This is a genomic window from Mucilaginibacter inviolabilis (assembly GCF_011089895.1).
In the GTDB taxonomy this organism is placed as follows: Bacteria; Bacteroidota; Bacteroidia; order Sphingobacteriales; family Sphingobacteriaceae; genus Mucilaginibacter; species Mucilaginibacter inviolabilis.
This window is the reverse complement of the sequence record NZ_JAANAT010000004.1, coordinates 250,184-269,437: the sequence shown is the minus strand read 5'-3', so window position 1 is coordinate 269,437 and position 19,254 is coordinate 250,184. Positions and strand designations below refer to the sequence as shown.

Genomic DNA, 19,254 nt, shown 5'->3' with positions numbered 1-19,254 from the left:
CTACTGATACTGTTATTCTATTAAAATTAAACAATAATGAAACAAAAAGATACTTTAAAAATATACAAAATTACCAGTTGTTTTCTTGGCTTTATTCTATCCTTAATCACGGCAACAGCAAACGGGCAAGACCCTTATGACCCATTAAAAGTAATTTCCCCATCACCTACAGCTGCGTCGCTTGGAACTTATGCCAACAATCCTGTAAATTATTATTCGGGAACAGTTGGAGTATCCATTCCCCTTTATGACATCAAAACTAGTAGTAACGCTTTATCTATTGGTCTACAGTATTATTCAACAGGAGTAAAAGTTGCGGATAACGCCAGTTGGGTAGGACTCGGCTGGTCCTTATCTTGTGGCGGAGTGATAACCAAAACTGTCAGAGGTAAAGATGACCTGTTTGGAACAGGGTCTTCCTTTACCGGGTATTATAATGCAGGAGCAATACCACCCGTAACAGACCTGTTGGGTTCAGATGGTAACGTGCTGAATTCTTATGATCAAACTTATTTTTCTAGTTTTTACCAAGGATATACGGATACGGATCCGGATGTCTTTAATTATAATTTTGGCAACTATACCGGAAAATTCTGCCTGGGTAAATTGGCAGACGGCTCGCCGATATACCTGGATCAACAGAATGGTATAAAATTAGTATATGTTCAATCCACGGATAGTTGGGTAGCTACAGATCCTATGGGCTACAAATATTATTTGGGTACTCAGGAAAAAGCACAGGATTTTAATGTCTATTCCAAAGGCTATGAAAGTGCTGATGATCTATTAATAGGCGATAATTCCAGTAGCAGCAACAACTTAACCACATCCTGGTACCTTGATCAAATAGTTGCACCTACTGGCGAAATTGTTCAGTTTACCTATCAAAAGCCAAGTCAGAGTAAAAGTTTAATCAGCAAGTCTGAGCAAGAATATGATGCCATGAATGCTTTATTTGGTTTTGTCAATGCTTTTGGCGTCGGTCCTAACCCTCAGGCTGTCTATCATCAATACTCGGCATCCCAGCAAGTCATTCAGGATGTAAATTTAAAGCAAATCACCTTTGCTAATGGAAGCATTACTTTTAACACAACCGATAGGGATGATATAGAATATATTGGTACAGGCAAACCGCAAAAGCTCTCTGAAATTGTTATAAATGACAACCAGAATAACCTGATTAAAAAATATACACTTAATTATATCGATTTTTTATCCCCTGCAACAACAACACTCTCTAATGATTATACCAATCGGAGAAGGCTCGCTTTACAATCCGTTGTGGAAACAGGTAACGATGGAAAAACAAAGCCGCCTTATTCCCTTACTTATTTTAACCCTAATAATATTCCCTATAAATTTTCAAAAGCCACAGATCACTGGGGATATTATAACGGGCAAACAACAAATACTACATTACTGCCACCCAAAGTAATTATTTCTGGCAATGTTTTTCAAAGCTTTCCTGGTGCAAACCGGAAACCGGATCCAGTAGACAGTGATTTATTATGCGGCATTTTATCATCAATAACTTATCCTACCGGTGGTAGTTCCAGTTTTACGTATGAACTTAATGATTATGCGAATTTAAAGGGGGATGATCAATATTCTTTGCAAGCACAATATGCTATTGCTAATTCCATAACTTCTACTTATACGGTTAGTTTTGATATTGCACCTATTGATACGGTGGGGGTAATATTCCAAAGTAATTTTAAGGAACAAGGCGATGTAAGTTATGTAGGAGATTACTCTCATATATATAAAGACGGCACCCCGATTTATCAATTTTCTGAAACTACAATGCAACCTCAAGGTTCCTTTTATTCCCACCCGCAAACGACAACGCTTGTCCTAACTCCCGGGCATTACACCATGGATGTAAGAAATATAACAGGCGTTACCACATCTATTTCTGCCAGTTGGAACCACAAGGTGCCTGTCGCCAAGCAAAAGGGAGGAGGCTTGCGAATAAGCTCAATTACCAATTATCAGAATAGCAACAGCATAGCCAGTTTTAAAAAGATTCTATATACTAAGGCTGATGGTACCTCATCCGGGCGTTTAACCTCTCCACAGCTGTATGATTTTATCCTCCCCGACTTTGCTTATTTATGTCGTTTGGCAAACTCCTTTGTAACGCCTGGCTTAAATTCTAATATCGGTGTAATTGGCTATAGTAAAGTAACAGAATTGGAAGGGGCAAACGGTGAAAATGGTAAAACGGAATATTACTACCACAACACTGATGATGTAGTTGATTCACATTATATGATGAATGTACCGTCTATTCATGATCCGTTGAATGGAAAATTGGAAGAAAAAATCATTTATAACGCCGCTGGCCAGGTGATTGAAAAAACTGGGTATCAATATCAACTTCAACTCTATCAGACTACCAGTCTAACAGGTTTAACAAGAACCCCTCTTCTTCCAGGGTATGGTATTACGGATTATCTCCCTACGCTGACCTCTGCCATAAAAAGTTTTTTACGATATTATAAGATGCCGTCCTACTGGGTAGTAAAAACTGCTGAAGCAGATACTTTATATGACCGGAACCAAAATGCAACAATTTCAAACAATCGCTATTATTATAATAACCCTGCTCATCGCAATGTTACAGCATCGGAATTGACAAAAAGCAATGGCAATACTTTCGGTACCAGCTATACCTATTCTCAGGACTATCTTCCGGGCACGACATTTATTAATGATATGGTCGCTGCCAATATTGTTTCAACCCCGATTGAAGCCGTAAAATACCAAATTGACGGAAGCGGAAGTAAAACCATTTTAGATGGAACAATAAAAACTTACAAGGCCGGTGGAAAAGGATTGTTGGATCAGGTGCAGATGTTGGAAAGCAATCAGCCAATCAATTCAACCGGGTTTAATTATTCATACGGCAATTATACAAGTCCAACTACTTTTACACCTGATTCCCATTATAATCCCCGATTAACAGAAAATAACTATGATAGTTATGGTAATTTATTAAGTCAGTATAAAACAAATGGCGTGCATTTAGCCTATCAGTGGGGTTATAATGGCCAATATCCCGTAGCTGCGGCAACTAATACGGAAAATAATAATATTTTTTATGACAGTTTTGAAGAGGGTAATGGCAATAGTGGACTGAATGATAGTAAGACTGGGCATTATAGTCATCTTAGTGCCTATTCCAAGGCTCTGACCGGACTAGACGCCGGGAACTATACTTTATCTTATTGGCAGAAAGTGTCCGGTGCCTGGTCATTTGTAAAAATGCCTATTACTGTAAGTGGCAATACCTACACCATCAGCTTAAATGCACAGATAGATGATATTCGTTTTTATCCTGCTAATGCCCAGATGACGACCTATACATATGACCCATTGGTCGGCATGACGAGTATGACAGATGCGAAAGGAGAAATCACGACCTATGAATATGATAATTTCCAACGGTTGATGAATATGAAAGACAAAGACGGGAATATCGTGAAACGCATGGACTATCATTACCAGGGGCAATAACAAAAGGGATAACCTACAAGACATTATCACGATGAAAATTATAAAAAGACTTACAATAGCCCTTAGTTTATGGCTTGGGGTAATAAATGCCGGTGCACAGACACCTATCCAGGTAACAGCTCCAATGACGGGAACACCAACGGCGGGTTCTTACTTCAGTTACAGCGGCATTACGTTGAGTCCGAATTTTAGTTTTACCGCAGCAGCAGGCAGCAGCCTGAGCCTGTATATAGCCAACCCGGATTGTCAGCCACTATTGAACAGTTTCAACCAGGACCAAAATTATATCGTAACCAGTGTACCGAGAGTTGGCGGCATGAAAACGGTGGGTTCAACACCGAACTCAGGAGATTTTGCAAACAGGACCAGCTGTGACCTGATGCAGACGGTACAATATTTCGATGGATTGGGCAGGCCCTTGCAAACGGTTCAGGTAAAAGGTAGTACGGCGAATAAAGATATGGTACAACCCGTAGTCTATGACCAGTTCGGACGGGAAGTACAAAAATACCTGCCTTATGCAGCGCAGGGTACGGCAGACGGAAGTTATAAAAGTACGGCGATCAGTGACCAGGGCACTTTTTATAATAGCCCTCCATCAACTTCAGGTGTATCAATAAATACGGCGCCGTATGCTATTACGAACTTTGAACCTTCACCCCTGAACCGGATAGTAGAACAGGGCGCTCCCGGAGCAGTTTGGCAACCCAACGGTACCAGCGGACATACGAATAAAGTAGATTATACAACCAATAACACCACAGCCCTGAGCGATGTAAACAACAGCTACCTGGTAGCCCTGTATACAGTTACGATCAACAGCGACCAGAGCCGGACCCTCAACTGGACAGCCGGAGCCAATGGAAACTATACCACCGGTCAGTTGTATGTGACCATCAATAAAGATGAGAACTGGGTGAGCGGTAAGGTCGGAACCACTGAAGAATATAAAGATAAAGAAGGACATGTGGTGCTAAAACGAACATTTAATCAGGTGGGTACTACGGTACAAGTATTGTCGACCTATTATATATATGACGATCGGGGTAACCTAGCCTTTGTACTGCCACCAAACAGCGGCGCCGATGCAGGCATTACCAGTACTGCTAATCAAACTACACTGGATAATCTATGCTATCAATATCGTTACGATGAACGAAACCGACTGACAGAGAAAAAGTTACCAGGAAAAGGTTGGGAGTTCATAATATACAATAAACTAGACCAGGTGATTTTTACCCAGGATGCCAACCAACGAAACCAAACCCCACAGATATGGACTTACACCCAATATGACGCGATGGGACGAGTGGTGGTCAGCGGATTGTGGAATTCAGCCGGAGCCTCGGGAAGTAATGGGGACACTAACCAAAGCAAACCAGATCATACCCTGAAGAACTGGCTGATCAGTTGGGCCAATGCCCAGACCACACTATGGCTAAGCCCGGATGGCACTACACCGACAGGTTATAGTAATATAGACCCCAGGGGAACGGTACTGCAGGTAAATTATTATGATGACTATAACAATATGCCGGGTCTGCCAGCTGGTTACCTGGTAAGCAGCGGCGTAAGCACGATGACCAAAGGACTGTTAACAGCAAGTAAAACCGCGGTACTAAACAACCCCTCAGATTATCTGTGGATGGTACATTATTATGACGATAAGGGGCGGGAAACACAATTGTTTAAACAACACTACCTGGGTGGCGTAGCCAGCCCCTATAATTATGACCAGATCACCAATACCTACAATAATATTACCAGTGAACTGACAGACAGCAAACGGGATCATTATACTAAAAATGCCGGCAATACAGCCGCAGTAAAAGCCGTAACGATAGGCAATACCTATGTTTACGATCATATGGGCCGTAAGATCCAGATCAAAGAACAAATTGGAGGAGGCCCGAATATACTGTTAAGTCAAACCGATTATAACGAAATCGGCCAGGTGCAGACCAAACATCTGCACGGGGCCTCAGGAGCAGCGCCATTCCTGCAAAATATCGCTTATACATATAACGAGAGGGGTTGGTTAACAGGCAACAGTGCCCCCTTGTTTGCCATGCAGTTAATTTATAATAATGGTAATGCTGCTCCATTTAATGGCAATATCAGCAACCAGACCTGGCAGGTACAGAACGGGGCAAATAAAACGTATAACTATAGCTATGATGCACTGAACAGGCTAACGGCAGGTATCTCGAATGAAGGCTATAGCGAACAAGGTATAGATTATGATCTGGCAGGAAACATCCAGCATTTAACCCGTCAAAGTGCCGCGTACACGTATGTCTACACCGGGAACCAGCTACAATCGGTAAGTGGCTTAACGACAGGAACATACCAATATGATCCCAATGGCAACGTCAAATTCGATGCCCGCACCCAAAAGAACATCACCTATAACTTGCTGAACTTACCACAGAGTATCACCGCAACAGGCTTTAACCTGAGCTATACCTACGATGCAGCAGGCCAAAAGCTACGGAAGAACAACGGGGCCACGACAACTGATTATATCAGTGGTATCCAGTATGAAAACGGCAATATCATTTTTATCCAAACCGAGGAGGGGCGTGCTATCAACAGCGGAGGCAGTTACCTGTATGAATACAGCCTGACGGATCATTTGGGCAACTCGCGATTAAGCTTTGATCAGAACTCGGCAACAGCGATCAAACAGCAGGATGATTATTATCCATTCGGGATGGAGATATCAAGAGGCACTGTTGTAAGTCCGAAGAATGAGTATCTTTATAATAAGAAGGAATTACAGGAGGAATTGGGGCAGTACGATTACGGCGCAAGGTTCTATGACGCAGTAATTGCCAGGTGGGGCAGCATTGATGCTTTTGCTGAAAGATATGACGGGATTAGTCCTTACAGTTATGGAGGTTTAAATCCCATAGTTAATATTGATGTTCATGGGGATAGTTTAATGATGTTTAAGAACGGGGTTTATCAATTCACCGTAGATAATGGAAAAAAGGAGATGACCGGTTTTAATCAGGAGTCAACGAGAGATAAGGATGGCAAGGAAACATTTACTGGTGGTCAATCGTTTGAGTTTAATGACATCAAGTTAGATGAAGGGGATCTCAAAACAAAAAAAGAGAAATTAAAAATTTTGTCGCAGAGTGATGTTGAAAATTTCATGAAGAACAGTGGCGCAGATAAACAGGGTTTTTTTTCGAGGTGGGGTTATACATTACAAGAAAGTAACGGAAATAATCTTTATGGTAGTGGTAATTTGGATTTTAGAGCCGGGCATGGCATTAATCACGAGGGGACAATGTACGTAATCAATGGTGTTGGTTATAATGGTGATGACGCAGGAAATTACCTTTGGGGTTATGCGATGGCCAGAATGGGATTCACAAGTTCATTAACTGCCATTGCATCTAACGCAAATGCGTGGTGGTCGGCTAAGACAAGTAACGGGCAAGGAAGTACTTCCCGGAATAGCTTGATTAGATGGTTTGAAAATAGAACCTGGACAGGCGATGCGGTAGCAGACCAAAGAGCAATTCTAAAAGGATATAATGATGCTGGCGGTTATTTTAAATATAAATGGCGATCTGTAAAAATATCGTTTTTCGGAGAAAAATAAAATATAAGTAAATGAAAGCTGTTGGTATCTTATCCTTATGTTTTTTAGCATTGACTATAAATATAAATTGCGAGCAACCTCATTATAATCAAAGTGAACTGTGTTATCAGTTTTATAAGCTTAATAAAACTAATGAATTTCGAGAATTGTACGATTTAAATATAGGCGGACGGTATAAAAGTGAATATGATAAAAATGCAAATCAATATGATCTTTCGTTTAACTACATCGAAGAATATGATTTGAAAACCAAACAATATATAACTATACCCGTATTCAATCGCGGGGCAAACGATACCACAAAGAAAGTTGCTTTTAAAAAATGTAGCGACGACATAAAAGATTATTTAAAGGATAAATTTAAAAGCACTTCTGACCCCGATTTATTTCTCTCCTATGTTAACTATGTTGAAAGAGTACTGATCGAATATTATAGCATTAGAACACCTTCGTTTTACAATAATAAAAGCGTCGCGATTGAGGGCAATCCATCATCCGGGCAGTTCATTACTTTTAAACTTAATGATAAAACCAAATGTTTTTATTTAAAAGACCGAATTGGACTGAGCGCATACTGGTTGAATTTTTTTAATAATTCAAAGAAGTTTAGCGATAATTGGTATTATGAAATAAGACCATAATGCTACCGAAAGCGTCCCGCTTGTGGTGCCAGATAAATAAAATAATCCAGCCCAACCAAGCGTTGGGCTTTTACTTTTTATAAACTAACCTTGTTTTAGATGTTGGAATTATCACTTTACCATGTACATGTCAGGCTCCTAAAGCAAATTTTAAGGTTTTTTTGTTAAAATCCTCGGCAGAAACAACTGAAATATTAGATGTAATTTTTTATAAGCAGCATTTGTTTGGAATGATAAATAATTATATTTGAAACACCTAACCTGCAAGATATGATTAGATTATCATAATAAGAAAACCCCAACTCTTTGCCTTCCGAAAGGCTTTAATCCACTAGTATTTATTCAGTCCACAATAACCAAGTCCAATCTAACACAGATTGATACGGAACATACATTCTTAATTAAATCTTTAGCCCCAATCATTATGAAACTTTTTAGCCTAATCTTATTTGCTGTTCTGCTGACAGGCTATAACAGCTATGCTCAAAACTACTTCCCCGCAACTGGGAATGTAGGTATCGGTACAACTAATCCCTACGGACCATTAAATGTAGACCCTCAAGGTACAGGAGGAATAACCATCGGAAATCCAAGTGTTAACTCAGGTGGATTTACCAGTTTGCAAATGGGTATCTCTGCCGTTCAAAACGGATATTCTTTTCTTCAAGGCGTTCAAGCTTCGGGAGGAACCTGGGGTAATATCATATTAAACAGAAGCGGAGGCAACATTGGTATTGGCATAACCACGGCAGATGAAAAACTGGTAGTAAACGGTAATATCAAAACTTTACTGGAATCTACTTATTACCCAGCAAAAAATGTGGCCACAATTAAGCAGTTAGGCCTTTCCGGAGCAACCGGAGCCATGAACTGGACCCTTAGGGGGGTATATCAATACCCAAACGGTGTTTTGGGTAATGCTGACGGCGGTGACCTAGATATTATTAAAGCATTGAATGGTAATACTATTTTAGGAACAAAAACAGATGGAACGGCATTAGGTAATGTGGGTATTGGAATAGTCACTCCAAAAACTAAATTGAGTGTTCAAGGCACAGGCACAATGTCAAATCTTAATAGCCCTGCTATTGCAGATTTATTTGGAGTAAATGACCGAAGTCGGTTAACCATTGGTAATAGCACAACTACTGCTGGCGGCACCAGAAGCAGTGCAATAGCATTTTATGGGATGAATGCCACCGGCAATGCTTATAAAGGTAATTGGGAGATCGGCAATGATTTAAGTTTAGCCGGCAAAAATGATTTTTATTTTTATAGTGCTGATTTAAATAGCGTTCCGCTTTATATCAACCCAGTAGGCAATGTTGGCATAGGCATAACCAATCCCCAAAACAAACTGGATGTAAACGGAACTATTCATTCCAAAGCAGTAAACATTGATTTGAATGGCTGGAACGATTATGTTTTCAAAAAAGATTACCAGCTAAGGCCATTAAGTGAAGTAAAAGCATACATTGATCAAAACCAGCACTTACCTGAGATTCCGTCCGAACAGGAGATGGTAAAAAAAGGACTTGACGTAGGTGAAATGAATAAGCTACTGATGAAAAAAGTGGAAGAGCTCACACTTTACCTGATTGAAAAAGACCAACAGGTAAAAGAACAAAACAAGCGAATCGATGATCAACAAAAACAGATCAATAAATTAATAGAAGCTGGGCATAAATAAATAAAAAAAGCCTCTTGAAATAAATTCAAGAGGCTTTTTTTATTCAAATCAGTCAATCTTCACAATGTGAAATATGATTCATATTTAAAATGGCATCTACCTCCTGGAGAAAATGCTGATGCTCCATTTCTTCTACCTCAAGCTGCGTTAAGCCGCTATACTTTTCTTTGTTTTTGTGCCCGTGTCTAATAATGATCACAATAGGTATGCATACCTGTATGATCATAAAGGCTACCGTGATCTGGAACATATAAGTGACTAATGTATCCATAATAGTAAGACAAATAAGGTATCAATTGGTGTTGTTAATTTAACGATTTTTACCCGGTTTTAGATGCGTATTTGCTACTTTTTCCACTTTTTTAACCAATTAAAGTGTTTTTAACATTTTATATAATAAAATGCCTTCACAGCTAAAAAGCTTATATTTTTAAACCTATTTATCGCCAATTTGTTTGTCCGCCTTTACCACTGGCGTAACGTTTTATCTATTTCCGACGTAACGATTATTATATTTTTTTAATAATACTTGACTAACTAAAAGGCTTCAGTATATTTGTAACCAAAAGGTTTCATATAAATGGTTAAACATCTATTCTTTATAATCCTGTATATTTATGTTAGAGACAATTCAACCCAAACCTAAAAGTAAACTATCCTCTTTTTTCTCTGTTTTAAAGCAATCGCTTAAAGGTACCGAAGTTGACCTCACCTCTACCAGTATTAAAAGAGCCATTATTTTGTTAGCCATTCCCATGATGCTGGAGATGGCCATGGAATCGGTGTTCGCATTGGTCGATCTGTATTTTGTAGGTCATTTGAAAAACAGCAGTCTGGCCATTCAAACAGTTGGCTTAACAGAATCTGTGTTAATGGTCATCTATTCCCTGGCCATAGGCCTGAGCATGGCCGCTACTGCGGTGGTAGCCCGTCGTATCGGCGAAAAAAATCCCGAGGCGGCATCAAAAGCGGGTATGCAAACTATTATTATTGCTGTAATTGTTAACCTCACCATCAGCATTATTGGACTGCTGCATGCCCGGGACATTCTGCTGATCATGGGCGCCTCTGCCGAAACTGCCGATCACGGAACCAATTTTGTGCGCATTATGATGGGCGGAAGTATCATTATCGTGATGCTGTTTTTGATCAACGGTATTTTCAGAGGGGCTGGCAACGCCGCCATTGCCATGCGAAGCCTGTGGATAGCCAACATGGCCAATATCATCCTGTGCCCTCTTTTTATCAGGGGTTTAGGGCCCATCCCTGCTTTTGGTTTAACTGGTGCCGCCATTGCTACTACTATTGGCAGAGGGCTGGGCGTTAGCTACCAGGTTTACAATTTATTCAACGGTAAAAATATTCTGAAAATACGGTTAAGTTATTTCGCGCCCGACTGGCAACAGATTAAAGCCATTGTTAAAATTGCAGCACCGGGTATTTTACAATTTATAATAGCCAGTTGCAGCTGGATATTTCTGGCCGAACTGGTGGCTACCACTGGTGGCGAAGCTGGTTCTGCAGGCTATCAAACCTCTTTGCGGTTAATGATGTTCTTCCTGTTACCTGCCTGGGGCTTAAGTAACGCAGCGGCAACCCTGGTAGGCCAAAACCTGGGTGCAGGACATATAGACAGGGCCGAAAAATCAGTATTTCAAACTATTAAATACACCATGGTGTTCCTGGGCATTGTAAGCATCTTGTTTTTAACCTGCGGACATTTATTCGCCTCCTTTTTTACCGAGGACAAGGCTGTTATAAAAGTGGCTACACGCTCTTTACAAATTTTAAGCGGAGGCTTTATTATTTATGGTATGGGTATGATTTTTACCAGTGCCTTTAACGGTGCCGGCGATACCTGGACACCTACCAAGATCAATATTTTTACTTTCTGGGTGTTTCAGATCCCTTTTGCTTATTTACTGGCTAAATACTTTGAAATGGGGCCTACAGGCGTTTTTATTTCTATCCCCGCCGCCGAAGTGGGGCTTACCTTGGGAGCCTACGTTTTATTTAAACGCGGTCGATGGAAAAAAATCAAAGTTTAAGCTGGAGGTTTTATAGTCGATAGACTATAAAGTGGATAAAGTCTGTAAGTCAGCAACATAAAGATCAAAAGAAAAGTCCGAAAGCTTAGAGGGTGGTACTCTCCAAACTTTCGGACTTTTTTACTTGCGGACTTCATGGACTATCGACTATGGACTCCCGGCTTATTACGGTACTTTTACGGCCTGGCGGGCCAGCAATTGCCATTGCGTTTTATTTTTAACCCACACCAGTAATATACCCAACTTGGTTATACCAGGGCCTTTACCTTTATCATTGGTAGCCGCGGTAAGTATATGACGTACAACGGCCGTATTACCAACTACCTTAACGTCTTGATCGGTTAGGCTGATAGATACAAAATCAGATGCTCCCGTAGCAAGATCACTTATAAATTCTTTTTTAGTTTGCAGTTTGCCTGATGAATGACCATAGCTCAACTCGGCCGAAGTCAATTTCTCCAGTGTAACCGTATCCGCATCAACCATGGCTTTACGTAATTGCTCGGTAGCTTGTGTTACTTCACTAATCAGTTTTGAATTTTGAGCTGAAGATTTTTCCATATGGAGTATAAAGGTTACTGCAAAGCAAAGCAGGGCTTTTAATAAAAAAGTTTTTTTCATAAGGATTTTCAAATTAGGTTTTCAACAAATATAATGTTAAACGTTAAATCTGAAGTGCATAATGTCGCCGTCTTGTACAATATAGGTTTTTCCTTCAATAGCCAGCTTACCGTTTTCTTTGATAACCGCTTCTGAACCGTTAAACTTAACAAATTCATCGTACTTGATCACCTCGGCACGGATAAATCCTTTCTCAAAATCGGTATGGATTACTCCTGCAGCTTGCGGTGCTGTAAAGCCTTGGGTAATTGTCCAGGCGCGTACTTCCTGCACACCGGCGGTAAAGTAAGTAGCCAGGTTAAGCAATTTATAAGCCGCTTTGATCAGTTTGTTTACGCCCGATTCTGTCAGTCCCAGATCATCCAGGAACATCTGGCGTTCTTCATAAGTATCCATCTGGGCTATCTCTGATTCTATCTGTGCTGAAATCACCAGTACTTCCGCATTCTCTTCCTTAACGGCAGCTTTTACTTTTTCTACATAAGCGTTGCCTGTGTTTACCGAGGCTTCGTCAACATTACAAACATACATTACCGGCTTTGCAGTAAGCAACCACAGGTCGGCAACATATTCTTTATCCTCCTCAGCAACCGGTGCCGTACGAGCCGATTTACCAGTTAGCAGGTGTTCTTTGTAAACGGTTAAAACATCAAAGGTCTTTTTGGCTTCTTTATCGCCGCCGGTTTTAGCCATTTTTTCAACTTTCTGGATCTTTTTCTCTATCGATTCCAGATCTTTTAGCTGTAACTCGGTATCGATGATCTCTTTGTCGCGTATCGGGTCAACCGAGCCGTCAACGTGGATCACATTATCGTTATCAAAGCAGCGCAGTACATGTATAATAGCGTTGGTGGCACGTATGTTACCCAAAAACTGGTTACCTAGCCCCTCGCCTTTGCTGGCACCTTTAACCAAACCTGCTATATCAACAATTTCAATAACATTAGGTACAATGCTTTTTGGTTGTACTATTTCGGTAAGTTTGGTTAAACGCTCATCCGGTACCGTAATTACGCCTACGTTTGGCTCAATAGTACAGAACGGAAAGTTAGCCGCCTGTGCTTTGGCATTTGATAAGCAATTAAAAAGTGTCGATTTACCTACATTTGGCAAACCCACTATTCCACATTGTAAACCCATTTTTCAGATATTAATTCTTTTGTCGATAGTCGATAGATCATGGCCAATGGACTATCGGCCATCGACTATTATCTATCGATAAAATTCGCGCAAAGATAACACAAAATTTTGCCTATAATTTGAAAAAATAAACGACTTTTGCCATCGTCAAATCAAGGCAAAACAGATTAATAATAACATGTAAACAACAGGGGGACACTTATGAACGAAATGGTTGAACAAATAGAATTGTTGCTGGAGCAGGAAAACAATAAACAATTAAAGGAATATTTGAACAACCTAAATATATCAGACGTTGAAGAGCTGATTGGTGAATTGCCCGAACATGGCCCCCGATTTATTGAAACCCTGTCGCTCAACCGGGCTGTTAATGTTTTCCGCATATTGGATTCTCCTACCCAGGAGCGTATCATTAAAAAGCTTTCCGGCCAAAAAGTTGCCGACCTGATCAACGCATTACCTCCCGACGACCGTACGGCTCTTTTTAGTGAATTACATGGCGATGCCGTTAAAACACTCATCCTGCATCTATCGCCGGATGACCGTAAAGAAGCGCTCTCTTTATTAGGTTACGAAGAGGAAAGCGTTGGGCGTTTGATGACTCCCGACTATATCGCAGTTAAGAAAAATTGGGATGTTACCCGAGTACTATCCCACATCCGCCGTTATGGTAAAAACTCCGAAACCATTGATGTGATCTATGTAATAGACGAAAACGGAGTATTGCTTGACGATATCAGGATACGGGAGATATTATTAGTTAAACCCGAAACCAAAGTAAGCGACCTGATGGACGGGCGTTTGATATCCCTCAGTGCCAGCGATCCGCAGGAAGAAGCCATCAATATATTCAGGATGAACAACCGCGTGGCTTTGCCCGTGGTCGACAATGAGCACATATTACTGGGCATTGTAACTGTCGACGATATTTTGTGGATAGCCAACGAAGAGTATACTGAGGATATTCAGAAAATTGGCGGTACCGAAGCATTGGATGAGCCTTACCTAGATATTAACCTGTTCCTGCTGGTTAAAAAGCGGGTTGGTTGGCTTATTATATTGTTCCTGGGCGAAATGTTGACTGCCACCGCCATGGGATTCTTTGAAAAATCAATTGAAAAAGCTGTTGTACTTGCTCTGTTCATCCCGCTTATTATATCAAGCGGTGGTAACAGCGGTTCGCAGGCTTCTACCTTAATTATACAGGCCATGGCCCTTGGCGAAGTTACCGTTGCCGATTGGTGGCGGGTAATGCGCCGCGAGCTATTGTCGGGCTTAATGCTGGGCCTAACGCTTGGATTAATAGGATTTATGCGTATCTACATCTGGACCATGTTTTCGCCCATTTACGGACCTCACTGGATACTGGTAGGCTTAACTGTTGGCTGTGCCCTGATTGGTGTTGTATTATGGGGATCGCTGGCAGGTTCTATGTTACCACTCATCCTGAAAAAATTAGGTGCCGACCCTGCTACATCCTCCGCCCCCTTTGTGGCAACCCTGGTAGATGTTACCGGACTTATCATTTACTTCAGCATCGCTGTAATGATTATGAAGGGTGTGATGTTGTAATGGCTGATTACTTATTCCGCAGTCGCTCGGCTCCAGCCGAGTGACTGCGTGAATAAATACGGTGTCATGGTGAGCCCGTCGAACCATAGCGAGCAGGCCTCGGCGCGCGAGTCTTCGACAAGCTCAGACTGACAGCCCTATTATACTATTTCCTCATATAAAATTTAACAGCTTATCAGCGCTATCAACGTAATCCCCCAAAAAAATCAGCGGTCTAACTCATATACGAATTCACATTGCTATAATCAATATTGGTTACGTTGCTGTAATCTGGTACAAAGCTATCCTCGTTGCTGATGGCCATGTCCAGTTCAAAACTTGATGGATATGGTGTATTGAGCAAACTACCTTTAGGGATATAAGGGAACAGCTCGCCGTAGGTTTGTATCTGACTGTGGTTAATGCGGCGATAGATGAACATACGGTGCAGATCGCAAGGTTTTACCAGACCAGCGGCACCTATCATTTGTATAGCACTGCTTACCGTTTGGTTATGAAAATTAGCAACACGCACCTTTTTATCATCGACCACCAGACCACGCATCAGGCTTTTATCTTGTGTGGCTACACCGGTTGGACAAGTATTCATATTACATTCCAGCGCTTGTATACAGCCAAGGGCAAACATCATTCCGCGGGCGCTATTACACATATCGGCCCCCAAGGCAAAATTCTTCACCAGGTCGAACCCAGTTGCTACTTTGCCTGATGCGATAAGCTTGATATATTTTTTAATGTCGAAACCTGTAAGGGCATCATAAATAAAGGCCAGGGCCTCACGCAGGGGCATACCTACCGAGTTAGAAAACTCTAACGGAGCAGCTCCGGTACCTCCCTCGCCCCCATCCACAGTAATAAAATCGGGATAGATGCCTGTTTTTACCATAGCCTTGCATATCGCTAAAAATTCGCTCTTATGGCCTACACAAAGCTTAAAGCCTATAGGTTTACCACCTGATAGCTCGCGTAATTTTTTGATAAACTGGGTTAAGCCAATAGGATCATTAAAAGCGGTATGGTAAGGTGGTGATACGACATCCTGCCCCATCTCTACCAGTCTGATACGTGCAATCTCGGGCGTAACCTTGGCCGCAGGTAGTATCCCGCCGTGCCCGGGCTTAGCCCCCTGCGATAGCTTAATCTCAATCATTTTTACCTGTGGTAACACGGCACGCTGGGTAAAAGCATCATAGTCAATAGTACCATCCGGGTGACGACAGCTGAAATAGCCGGTACCTATCTGCCAGATAATATCACCACCGGGTTGCAGGTGATAATCGCTCAAACCGCCTTCGCCGGTATTATGGGCAAAGTTGCCCAGTTTGGCGCCGCCGTTAAGGGCCAGGATAGCATTCTCGCTCAGCGAACCAAAGCTCATGGCCGATATATTATACACACTGGCCATATACGGTTGCTTACAATCGGGGCCGCCAACTTTTACTCTTGGCGCCAGATCAAGATGATGATGATCAACAGCTGCTATACTGTGATTGAGCCATTCATAACCATTTTCATACACATCCAGCTCGGTACCAAAAGGCCGCGTATCATCTACCTTTTTAGCACGTTGGTATATCACGCTACGGTTTTGACGGTTAAAGGGCGTACCGTTGGTATCGCTTTCAATAAAATACTGGTATATTTTAGGACGCAGATCTTCCATTAAAAAGCGCAGGTGACCAAATACCGGGTAGTTGCGTACAATGCTGTGCTTCTTTTGAGCCAGATCATAAAAGCCTATAGCATATATAGGCACCATGATCACAAACGACCAGGCGGCCGGTTTCCATAATATAGTCCACCCGATAAGCGCAGCGAATATAATAATGAACGAGGTAATGAAAAGCTTCTTCATAAATAGATTATTTAATATAAAAATAACTCTTAAAGTTAAACATTAGCACAATTGTATGGTTAAACTTGTACTTGATTGTCGGCGAATTGTAATGAAATAAAAATACATGTTTAAACATGTATTTTGTTATTATCTTTGACTTAACAAAACAAAATAAAAAAATCATGGCAACAGAAACAGCAACAAAATGGGTTATCGACCCTATGCATTCAGAAGTACAATTTAAGGTAAAACATTTGGTTATTTCAACCGTAAGCGGTTTTTTCAAAAGCTTTGGCGGTGAAGTAATTACCGAAGGAGATGATTTTGACAATGCCGAAGTGGATTTTACATTAGACATTGACAGTATTGATACCAACCAAACTCAGCGCGACGAGCACTTAAAAGGCGGTGAATTTTTTGACGCTGAAAAATATCCAAAGATCAGCTTCAAATCAACCTCATTAACCAAAACTGATGATGAGGAATATGAATTAAAAGGTGATTTGACTATAAAAGACGTTACCAAACCGGTAACCCTTAACGCCGAATTTGGTGGTTCAGCAGCCGATTTTTATGGCAACACTAAAGCTGGGTTTGAAATCACCGGTAAAATAAACCGTAAAGAATTTGGCTTAACCTGGGATGGCGTAACCGAAGCAGGTTCAGTTGTGGTTGGCGAAGACATTAAATTGCTGATCAACTTACAATTGACCAAACAAGCTTAATTGTTTTAATACTGTTGCTGTGTTTTAACATTTAAAAGCCGGTGTTGTTGCCCAGGTAGCAACCCGGTTTATTAAAACACTTTAAACAGGTTAAAATATAATGATGATGATGGAAAGTCATTTGCCTTTGGCAAGTGACTTTTTTGATTTCTGAACCTTTTTTGATATGATTAAACGATTTTCTGGATTTTTTTGAATACGGCTATCATGTCAAACCCATTGAAATTAGGATGCCAGGCTCTTTCCATGCATATGTAAACCAACTTATGAGTATATTTGTTATACATCATGCTTATTAAAATATATCCCGAAAATCCTAACCCTAAAGCTATAGAGCAGGTGGTTGAAGTGTTACGCAAAGGAGGCCTCATCATATATCCGACCGATACTGTTTACGGCTTGGGCTGCGATATCACCAATCATAAAGCCATCGAGGCCATTTGCAAAATCAGGAACATTAAACCCGAAAAGGCAAATTTTTCATTTATATGCTATGATTTGAGCCATATATCAGACTATATCAAACCCATCGATAATACCACGTTTAGGGTGCTCAAAAAGGCCTTGCCTGGACCATTTACCTTTATATTCAATGCCAGCCATATGGTTCCCAAGCTATTGAGTTCCAATAAAAAAACGGTGGGTATCAGGGTACCCGATAATGATATTGCCCGCGAAATTGTGCGCGTATTGGGTAACCCCATCCTCTCAACCTCTATCAGGGATGATGACGATATTATAGAATACTCTACCGATCCGGAACTGATCCACGAAAAATACGAGGATCTGGTTGATATCGTGATCGATGGCGGTTATGGCGATAATATACCATCAACTGTAGTCGACTGTACAGAAGGCGATTTTGAGATCATCCGCGAAGGAAAAGGAGATCTCGAGCTGTATTTGTAGCTTTTTTGGAGCAAGGAACAAAGATTTTTGGAACAAGGACAAACGCATGAAAAGAAAGTCCTTGATCCTTGCTCCTAAAATCCTTGATCTATCTTATACTTTGTATAAACGCAGGTATTTTGCTCATATAATCCTGCTCAGCCAGCAATTTTACAAACTTGCTGCCAACAATGGCGCCGTTGGCGTATTCGCAGGCCTTTTTGAAAGTTGCGTTATCTGATATTCCAAAACCAATGATAGTTGGATTTTTAAGGTCCATGGCTTTGATCCGCTTGTAGTAATCTTCGATGCTATTGGTCAATTGCAGACTGCCACCGGTTATGGACGATGAGGATAACAGGTAAATAAAACTATTACTCAATTCATCAATCTTGCGAATCCTATCTGGCGAGGTTTGTGGCGTAACCAGGAATATATTGCTCAGGTTATTATTGATAAAATGAGCCGAGTACAGGGCTTCATACTCATACATCGGCAAATCGGGTACAATAACACCGTCTACACCCAATTCTGCCGCTTTTTTGCAAAAACGTTCAATCCCATATTGCACTATCGGGTTAAAGTAGCCCATGAGCAGTATAGGAATGGTAACTCGTTTACGCAGCTCAGTTAACTCTCCGAAAAGATGGTCGAGTGTCATACCATTGATCAGTGCCTGTTCAGAACTATGCTGAATAGTTGGCCCATCAGCTACCGGATCAGAGTACGGGAAACCTACTTCCAGAAAATCAGCACCGGCTTTTTCCAAAGCTTCGGCAATATCTACTGTGGTATTCAAGGCAGGATATCCAGCGGTATAATATATCGATAACAGGTTATTTTTTTTTGCAGCAAAAAGCTGGTTTAATCGGTTCATTGTGTAGCTTATAGTTAATGGTTCATTGTTCATGGCCCTGATCGGTTTTATAGTTGACGGATGTACATAGCCTTCACTAT

At 41.0% G+C, this 19,254-nt stretch carries 13 protein-coding genes; 8 read left to right on the top strand and 5 right to left on the bottom strand.

Features of this window, described 5'->3' with window-relative positions:
- Positions 1-36: 36 nt before the first annotated feature.
- From G7092_RS24660 to G7092_RS24645, 4 genes are all read left to right on the top strand, one after another.
- Positions 37-3,519 carry an RHS repeat domain-containing protein gene (locus G7092_RS24660; protein ID WP_166093716.1) on the top strand — a complete coding sequence of 1,161 codons (3,483 nt, stop codon included), beginning with the start codon at positions 37-39 and terminating at the stop codon, positions 3,517-3,519.
- Between the two features lie 31 nt (positions 3,520-3,550).
- The gene (locus G7092_RS24655) at positions 3,551-7,135 is read left to right on the top strand and encodes a DUF6443 domain-containing protein (RefSeq protein ID WP_166093714.1); all 3,585 of its coding nucleotides are present in this window, start codon (positions 3,551-3,553) and stop codon (positions 7,133-7,135) included.
- A gap of 11 nt (positions 7,136-7,146) precedes the next feature.
- On the top strand, positions 7,147-7,776 hold the full coding sequence (locus G7092_RS24650; protein WP_166093711.1) for a hypothetical protein: 630 nt from the start codon (positions 7,147-7,149) through the stop codon (positions 7,774-7,776).
- 424 nt (positions 7,777-8,200) lie between these two features.
- Positions 8,201-9,466: a hypothetical protein gene (locus G7092_RS24645; protein WP_166093708.1), complete on the top strand. Its 1,266-nt coding sequence runs from the start codon at positions 8,201-8,203 to the stop codon at positions 9,464-9,466.
- Positions 9,467-9,518: 52 nt separating this feature from the next.
- Here the strand turns inward: G7092_RS24645 and G7092_RS24640 are convergent, their stop codons facing one another.
- Entirely contained in the window at positions 9,519-9,737 is a 219-nt protein-coding gene (locus G7092_RS24640; RefSeq protein ID WP_166093706.1) for a hypothetical protein, read from the bottom strand.
- Between the two features lie 346 nt (positions 9,738-10,083).
- On the opposite strand from G7092_RS24640, the gene G7092_RS24635 reads away from it, so the two are divergent.
- Positions 10,084-11,514: an MATE family efflux transporter gene (locus tag G7092_RS24635; protein ID WP_166093703.1), complete on the top strand. Its 1,431-nt coding sequence runs from the start codon at positions 10,084-10,086 to the stop codon at positions 11,512-11,514.
- Positions 11,515-11,679: 165 nt separating this feature from the next.
- On the opposite strand, the gene G7092_RS24630 is transcribed toward G7092_RS24635, so the two are convergent.
- Both G7092_RS24630 and ychF read right to left on the bottom strand, forming a co-directional pair.
- A complete protein-coding gene (locus G7092_RS24630; RefSeq protein ID WP_166093701.1) occupies positions 11,680-12,135 on the bottom strand; it encodes a nuclear transport factor 2 family protein in 456 nt (151 codons plus the stop codon).
- Between the two features lie 36 nt (positions 12,136-12,171).
- Positions 12,172-13,275 carry a redox-regulated ATPase YchF gene (ychF, locus tag G7092_RS24625; RefSeq protein ID WP_166093698.1) on the bottom strand — a complete coding sequence of 368 codons (1,104 nt, stop codon included), beginning with the start codon at positions 13,273-13,275 and terminating at the stop codon, positions 12,172-12,174.
- 201 nt (positions 13,276-13,476) lie between these two features.
- Here ychF and mgtE point away from each other — a divergent pair, with 201 nt between their 5' ends.
- The gene (mgtE, locus tag G7092_RS24620; RefSeq protein WP_166093696.1) at positions 13,477-14,847 is read left to right on the top strand and encodes a magnesium transporter; all 1,371 of its coding nucleotides are present in this window, start codon (positions 13,477-13,479) and stop codon (positions 14,845-14,847) included.
- A 214-nt stretch (positions 14,848-15,061) separates the two neighbouring features.
- On the opposite strand, the gene G7092_RS24615 is transcribed toward mgtE, so the two are convergent.
- Positions 15,062-16,702, bottom strand: a complete 1,641-nt coding sequence (locus tag G7092_RS24615; protein ID WP_166093694.1) for an FMN-binding glutamate synthase family protein — start codon at positions 16,700-16,702, stop codon at positions 15,062-15,064.
- A 164-nt stretch (positions 16,703-16,866) separates the two neighbouring features.
- On the opposite strand from G7092_RS24615, the gene G7092_RS24610 reads away from it, so the two are divergent.
- Together G7092_RS24610 and G7092_RS24605 are read left to right on the top strand one after the other, a co-directional pair.
- Entirely contained in the window at positions 16,867-17,409 is a 543-nt protein-coding gene (locus G7092_RS24610) for a YceI family protein (protein WP_166093691.1), read from the top strand.
- A 288-nt stretch (positions 17,410-17,697) separates the two neighbouring features.
- On the top strand, positions 17,698-18,318 hold the full coding sequence (locus G7092_RS24605) for an L-threonylcarbamoyladenylate synthase (protein ID WP_166093689.1): 621 nt from the start codon (positions 17,698-17,700) through the stop codon (positions 18,316-18,318).
- An 88-nt stretch (positions 18,319-18,406) separates the two neighbouring features.
- Here the strand turns inward: G7092_RS24605 and trpA are convergent, their stop codons facing one another.
- Entirely contained in the window at positions 18,407-19,174 is a 768-nt protein-coding gene (trpA, locus tag G7092_RS24600) for a tryptophan synthase subunit alpha (RefSeq protein WP_166094534.1), read from the bottom strand.
- Positions 19,175-19,254: the final 80 nt, after the last annotated feature.

Excerpts from the sequence above, each read along its gene's own strand:
- G7092_RS24630 (WP_166093701.1), bottom strand. The coding sequence starts at position 12,135 with ATGAAAAAAACTTTTTTATTAAAAGCCCTGCTTTGCTTTGCAGTAACC.
- mgtE (WP_166093696.1), top strand. The coding sequence starts at position 13,477 with ATGAACGAAATGGTTGAACAAATAGAATTGTTGCTGGAGCAGGAAAAC.
- G7092_RS24655 (WP_166093714.1), top strand. The coding sequence starts at position 3,551 with ATGAAAATTATAAAAAGACTTACAATAGCCCTTAGTTTATGGCTTGGG.
- G7092_RS24645 (WP_166093708.1), top strand. The coding sequence starts at position 8,201 with ATGAAACTTTTTAGCCTAATCTTATTTGCTGTTCTGCTGACAGGCTAT.
- trpA (WP_166094534.1), bottom strand. The coding sequence starts at position 19,174 with ATGAACCGATTAAACCAGCTTTTTGCTGCAAAAAAAAATAACCTGTTA.
- G7092_RS24635 (WP_166093703.1), top strand. The coding sequence starts at position 10,084 with ATGTTAGAGACAATTCAACCCAAACCTAAAAGTAAACTATCCTCTTTT.
- G7092_RS24660 (WP_166093716.1), top strand. The coding sequence starts at position 37 with ATGAAACAAAAAGATACTTTAAAAATATACAAAATTACCAGTTGTTTT.
- ychF (WP_166093698.1), bottom strand. The coding sequence starts at position 13,275 with ATGGGTTTACAATGTGGAATAGTGGGTTTGCCAAATGTAGGTAAATCG.
- G7092_RS24610 (WP_166093691.1), top strand. The coding sequence starts at position 16,867 with ATGGCAACAGAAACAGCAACAAAATGGGTTATCGACCCTATGCATTCA.
- G7092_RS24605 (WP_166093689.1), top strand. The coding sequence starts at position 17,698 with ATGCTTATTAAAATATATCCCGAAAATCCTAACCCTAAAGCTATAGAG.
- G7092_RS24650 (WP_166093711.1), top strand. The coding sequence starts at position 7,147 with ATGAAAGCTGTTGGTATCTTATCCTTATGTTTTTTAGCATTGACTATA.
- G7092_RS24615 (WP_166093694.1), bottom strand. The coding sequence starts at position 16,702 with ATGAAGAAGCTTTTCATTACCTCGTTCATTATTATATTCGCTGCGCTT.
- G7092_RS24640 (WP_166093706.1), bottom strand. The coding sequence starts at position 9,737 with ATGGATACATTAGTCACTTATATGTTCCAGATCACGGTAGCCTTTATG.